This is a genomic window from Treponema endosymbiont of Eucomonympha sp. (genome assembly GCF_001028545.1).
Genome location: NZ_BBPW01000680.1, coordinates 1 through 436 on the forward strand (window position 1 = coordinate 1; position 436 = coordinate 436).

The 436-nt window shown below is 54.8% G+C and carries 1 pseudogene; it reads left to right on the forward strand.

What is annotated here, in order from left to right:
* Positions 1–436, forward strand: a pseudogene (locus AWU74_RS12310) (glutamine synthetase type III); the annotation flags it as partial.

Consider the following 436-nt stretch of genomic DNA (forward strand, 5'->3'; position numbering starts at 1 on the left):
GTTCGCCGACAAGCTCGAAAAGGCGAAGGATTTTACCAGCGAGCTGAACGCGCTCATCAAGGACACCATTAAGGCGCACAAGCGAATCATCCTTAACGGCAATGGTTATGACGAAGCGTGGGTCACCGAGGCGGAAAAGCGCGGGCTGGCGAACCTGCGCACGACACCCGAAGCGCTCGAAGCCTTTGTGAGCAAGAAAAGCATAGACCTGTTTGCAAAGCACGGCGTGCTGAGCGAAGTGGAGGTACGGTCGCGGTACGAAATCCTGCTCGAAGGCTATTGCAAGACGCTGAGCATCGAAGTGCTCACGATGACTGACATGATACACAAGGATATCCTGCCGGCGGCATTCAAATATCTCAAAGATATTGCGAAGACCGCGCTCAAGGTGAAGGAGCTTGTGCCGAACGCCGCGTGCAAAGCCGAAAGCGAGCTT